This window comes from Lentilactobacillus kefiri (assembly GCF_007989105.1).
In the GTDB taxonomy this organism is placed as follows: domain Bacteria; phylum Bacillota; class Bacilli; order Lactobacillales; family Lactobacillaceae; genus Lentilactobacillus; species Lentilactobacillus kefiri.
Genome location: NZ_BJVK01000066.1, coordinates 1 through 4,571, shown reverse-complemented (window position 1 = coordinate 4,571; position 4,571 = coordinate 1). Strand labels below are relative to the sequence as shown.

The following is a 4,571-nucleotide window of genomic DNA, read 5'->3' as shown; positions in this document are numbered from 1 at the left end:
CTCGGCTAAGACTATCGCCAGTCTCACCGGTATTTCGACAAACTCAGTTCAGCGTATTTTGACGACTAAAATTAGATCTTGATAATAACGATAGGCCTGACTTAGATCATCATCGAAAGACAGTAAGCGATGAACTACTTCAACGTCGGTAAGCTGAGCGTAACCAAAATTATGGCGTGACCAATAGTTATCATATTTAAGAAGTCCTGCTGGGGTTAAAATTAGTTTCCAGAAGTGTTTAAGAGCTCGCCACTGGTGAGTACCTTTCCCGGCTCTATTCATAGCCTTGATACGAATTTGATTCAAAGCACGATATGCTTGGGCGACCACGTGAAAGTGGTCGGCAATAATAATGGTATGAGGGAACAGTTCATGAATAAGATGACGGTAAGGTGTATACAGGTCAACCGTAATTGTTTGAACCGCTAAACGAGCCGAGCGGTCGTAACGCAGAAAGTAATTGCGTAAGTAGCGACTTCGTCGTGACAAAATAATGTCTAAAGTACGGTGATTTTCAATGTTCATCAAGATCATACTCATTCCACTGGGCGCAAAGCGACCAGACTTAAAATCATCAAAAGCAATGTGTCGTGGTAGCCAGTGGTAGTTAGGCTTGAAGAATTGATCGAGGTTAAAGATAACCCGTCTTACAGTCCAATCAGAGATGCCAAGTTCCTTAGCAATATCGGTTTGCGATTCATTAACAGTTAGTTGCATCATAACTCGCTGTTTAATGGCTTGACTGATATGATGGTGATACTTAACGTCCTCAACTTTAGCCACTTTGGTAATCGTTTGTGGGCAGTTTAGTGACGGCTTACAAAGGTATTTTTGTTTACGAATTGACCAAATAGTTGGCTCATAGTGCAAGCTTGGTCCTAGTACTTTAACAAGCTTAAAGCCATTTTTGAGCATTAATTGACCGCAACGCGGGCAATGTAAAGGATAAGACTGAATAAGATGCACAATTACCTGGTTACCTTGATCTTCAATTGCATCTTTAAAGTGTGCTGTATCTAATTCAAGGTAGGGATCTTTAATTCCAAGAGCAGCTTTGGTAGAATAATTCATGAAGGATGGTCCTTTCTTTACGAAGACGGGGTTCCGAGCCATCTTTCGTTTTTTATTTTAAATTTAAACCAAAATAAGTACCGATGTTAAATCCATCAGTACTTAAAATTGTAGAGTCTTTTATTCCGCCAAAATTGGACTGGTCAGGCCGTGCGCAATTTAGCCGTTTATGCCAGTGAATTAGTTCCTAATACCGGCCAGCAGTTAACTTTATTTACCGATCCGCAACGCCAAATTAAAGCCGAACGACTTAACGGGGTCATTGACGAGATTCACCGGCGGTTCGGTTTCTCCAAACTGGTTTTCGCGACCAGTTTAATTCAAGGGGGCACTGCCATTGAGCGTTCACAACTGGTAGGCGGCCACAATGGGGGAAATAGCTATGCCTAGTGATTTAAAGCTAATCAGTGAGCGAATGAGACGGCTTTTTAAGCCTCGTAGTCAAACTCGTTACTGGCTTCAAGTGGTCAATGATCGTTATGATCAATGCTTTAATTTCTTTTTTAATTCGCAGCGGCAGGGTGAACGGTTAAAATCAGTGCCTCTACATACCCTTTATCATTATGATCTGAATGCCCTAGAAGAACTCCTGCGGAGTCTGCGGCAGCAAACAAACTTAACCATTCAATTAGTGGGCTTTGTGGGTCTTAAGTGGCCCAGCACCCAAAAAGTCATCCAAAGGAGGCGGCAGCCTTTTGAATAACCCTGATTTTAGCAACCAACGCGTGCAGCAATTCTTTGATCACGATTATCATGATCGCGGCATGGTCAAATGGCAGGGCTTCTATTTATCGGATCATACGGCCGCTCTCCATCAACAGGCGGCCCAGCTTAAGCGGCAGGTTTGCCCTAAACCGCAACAATCTCTACCGATTATCACCCGTCGACTGGCCGAAGCCTATCAGCGAGATTTAATCGACACCCTTCAATTAAATGTATGTCAGCTTGAGGACCCCCACCGACTGGAAATAACAACTCATATCTTGGGTTATCAGGAAGATAATGTCATTGGTGATGAGGCGCAATTTATTCCATTGGCTGCCATTCGCCACGTTGATTATCAAACCAATTGAGCTACTTTCTAATAGTTGTGGTAGTAAAAGACACTTTTTTTAATTGATATACGATCCCGTCTCAGTAAGTATTTTGACATAAACAGGCTTCTCAATGATCATTGAGAAGCCTGTTACTATCTTTATCTAAGTGTGGATTACGTGATAAGTCACAACGATTAATTACAGCCTAAGATAATCAGAAGAACAGTTCCCATTCTAACGTTAGCAAAGAGCCCATTTCTAAATAAAAAAGAGCCCCATGGACGATTGCACGTAGAAGTTATGGAAACTGAGTGGATACCCATACTTTAACCAAACCCAAAAATTAATTAAATTGAATAACTTCACTTTTTAGACAATCCTATTGGCTATTAGTCACTAGAACTCAGATTGGTAAATTAATTGATAACATTGGTGCTCTTAAAATGATATCAAATAATAAAAAATTATGTTATAATTCCACTTAGAAGGGAGTGTTTATTATGTTAGAAAAAAGCGCAGATTTAAGAGACTACGGTCCAGCACCCTTTGCACCTGATTTAAAATCGGCTGCTTTGGAAAATGAAAATTATCGAACTACTTTGTGGACCGGGGATCATTTTCAAATCACATTAATGGCTATCCCAGCCGGAGGTGGTGATATTGGTATGGAAATTCATCATGGTAATGATCAACTTATTTACTTAGTAGCCGGTATTGGCCACGTTAAAATGGGGAAAGATAAAGATCATTTAACAGTTGATCAGGAAATTCATCCGGGAGAGTCTGTAGTTGTTCCTGATAACACTTGGCATAACGTGATCAACGCTGGAAAACAGACCATGAAGGTCTTCTCTATTTATTCACCGGTCAAGCACCAAAAAGGAACTAATGAAGCCACTAAAGCCGATGCAATTAAGCAGGAGGGCCCTCTGGAGGGTACTGGTGAATAAGACAAATTATTTATCAAAAGATATGATTTATGTCAAGAACTAATGGTATTCTTTGATAAATAATTTGAATTAGAATTTTTTCTGAACTATGCAATTAATAATTTTTTAGTTGCATTTAGCAATCGGGACTTATACAACCGAAAGAGTGGAACATAGTTCCACCCTTTTAATTTCAAAATATATAAAGAGCTGTTATAAAAATTCCACTAAAAATTTTTATAACAGCGGTTCTGTTGCGAAGTTTGAAAATCAAACGCGCCCTCTCTGAACTCCAAATATCTTAGGCTGTTATTCCCATTAATACCTTGATTTCAGTAGACACCGAAAAGCCGAAGAGCGTTCCATTTCTTCGGTTCTTTTTATATATTCCTCGAATGGTCTCCATGCCCTTAATCGTGGAAGAGGCTGTACGGAGACTTTGATAAAATTTATTTCGTCGTTTAATAGGTCGATGGTCTTGTTCTATTAAATTGTTAAGATACTTCACAGTTCGGTGCTCTGTCTTAGTATATAAACCCACACTCTGTAACTTTCTAAAGGCGGAGCCAAGAGAAGGTGCTTTATCGGTCACAATTGCTTTCGGCTCACCAAACTGTTTATGGAGTCGTTTTAAGAAAGCATAGGCTGCTTGCGTATCCCGTTTCTTTCGTAACCAGATATCTAAGGTTAAGCCGTCCGCATCAATTGCACGATAAAGATAATGCCAACGTCCCTTAATTTTGATATAGGTTTCGTCCATTTTCCATGAATAGAAGGATTGTCTATTTTTCTTCTTCCAAAGATAATAGAGGACTTTGCTGTACTCTTGCACCAACGATAAATCGTAGTATGACAAACATTTATTCCACGATCATATAACAATTCCTGAACTTCACGATAGCTTAGATTGTAACGCAGGTAGTAACCAACAGCGACAATAATGACGTCTTTTTTGAATTGTTTGCCTTTAAAATGATTCATTACTCTGTCCTCTCTGTCTTTTTTCTCAATTTTACACTAAAATAGATTTTTTGGAAAACTTTGCAACAGAACCATCGCGACGCTTAAGCGACACAAAGTCGCTGTTCTCGCCGCTGTCACCAGCCCTTATTCCAACGGTCCGATCGAAGGGATTAACCGTCTCATCAAGTCACTCAAACGATCCTGTTTTGGATTCAAGAATCAGCTGAACTTCTTCAAACGAATCTACCAAATCACGGCATAACATGACAAAGACGGCTCCCCAAATGGAGAACCGCCTCAAATGATAAATTTATTCTTCAACACCAGTTGGCGTAGAGCCACAGTTATGGTTCTTGTGTATTCTTTTATCTCTTGTTTTTTTTCTGAAAAAATAGTAAAATGGAGGTATGCTTAATTTTTTGTGTAAAAAATTATTTTAAAGAGGTAAATATAAACATGCAAGGAGTTCTTCTCGCGCTTGTTCCAATTTTTGCTTGGGGTTCTATCGGATTGGTAGCTAATAAATTTGGTGGTGATGCTAATCAACAAACACTTGGAATGACTTTGGGCG

The 4,571-nt window shown here is 39.6% G+C and carries 5 protein-coding genes and 3 pseudogenes; 6 read left to right on the top strand and 2 right to left on the bottom strand.

Going from position 1 to position 4,571, the window contains the following annotated elements:
• Positions 1–51: 51 nt before the first annotated feature.
• Positions 52–1,071 (bottom strand): annotated as a pseudogene (locus LKE01_RS11465) (transposase); the annotation flags it as partial.
• Positions 1,072–1,191: 120 nt separating this feature from the next.
• Between LKE01_RS11465 and LKE01_RS11460 the strand changes: the two are divergent.
• The 4 genes and pseudogenes from LKE01_RS11460 to LKE01_RS11445 form a co-directional block, all read left to right on the top strand.
• Positions 1,192–1,461: pseudogene (locus LKE01_RS11460) on the top strand (excinuclease ABC subunit A); the annotation flags it as partial.
• Positions 1,454–1,774 (top strand): hypothetical protein, encoded by a 321-nt coding sequence (locus tag LKE01_RS11455; protein ID WP_054769879.1) that lies wholly within the window; start codon positions 1,454–1,456, stop codon positions 1,772–1,774. The pseudogene LKE01_RS11460 and the gene LKE01_RS11455, both read left to right, overlap by 8 nt.
• Positions 1,767–2,144, top strand: a complete 378-nt coding sequence (locus LKE01_RS11450) for a hypothetical protein (RefSeq protein ID WP_054769880.1) — start codon at positions 1,767–1,769, stop codon at positions 2,142–2,144. The genes LKE01_RS11455 and LKE01_RS11450 overlap by 8 nt, the downstream gene beginning before the upstream one ends.
• 464 nt (positions 2,145–2,608) lie before the next feature.
• Positions 2,609–3,058, top strand: coding sequence for a cupin domain-containing protein (locus LKE01_RS11445; protein WP_054769881.1), 450 nt, complete (start codon positions 2,609–2,611; stop codon positions 3,056–3,058).
• Positions 3,059–3,338: 280 nt separating this feature from the next.
• Here the strand turns inward: LKE01_RS11445 and LKE01_RS11440 are convergent.
• Positions 3,339–4,018 (bottom strand): IS6-like element ISS1N family transposase gene (locus LKE01_RS11440; RefSeq protein WP_095345065.1). Its coding sequence is split into 2 segments (ribosomal slippage): positions 3,339–3,868 and positions 3,868–4,018, totalling 681 coding nucleotides; the frame shifts between segments, so codons are not numbered across the junction.
• A 118-nt stretch (positions 4,019–4,136) separates the two neighbouring features.
• Between LKE01_RS11440 and LKE01_RS11435 the strand changes: the two are divergent.
• Both LKE01_RS11435 and LKE01_RS11430 read left to right on the top strand, forming a co-directional pair.
• Positions 4,137–4,262, top strand: a pseudogene (locus LKE01_RS11435) (transposase); the annotation flags it as partial.
• A gap of 194 nt (positions 4,263–4,456) precedes the next feature.
• A partial coding sequence (locus tag LKE01_RS11430; protein ID WP_225426957.1) for a GRP family sugar transporter occupies positions 4,457–4,571 on the top strand: 115 nt, incomplete at its 3' end.

Excerpts from the sequence above, each read along its gene's own strand:
- LKE01_RS11445 (WP_054769881.1), top strand. The coding sequence starts at position 2,609 with ATGTTAGAAAAAAGCGCAGATTTAAGAGACTACGGTCCAGCACCCTTT.
- LKE01_RS11455 (WP_054769879.1), top strand. The coding sequence starts at position 1,454 with ATGCCTAGTGATTTAAAGCTAATCAGTGAGCGAATGAGACGGCTTTTT.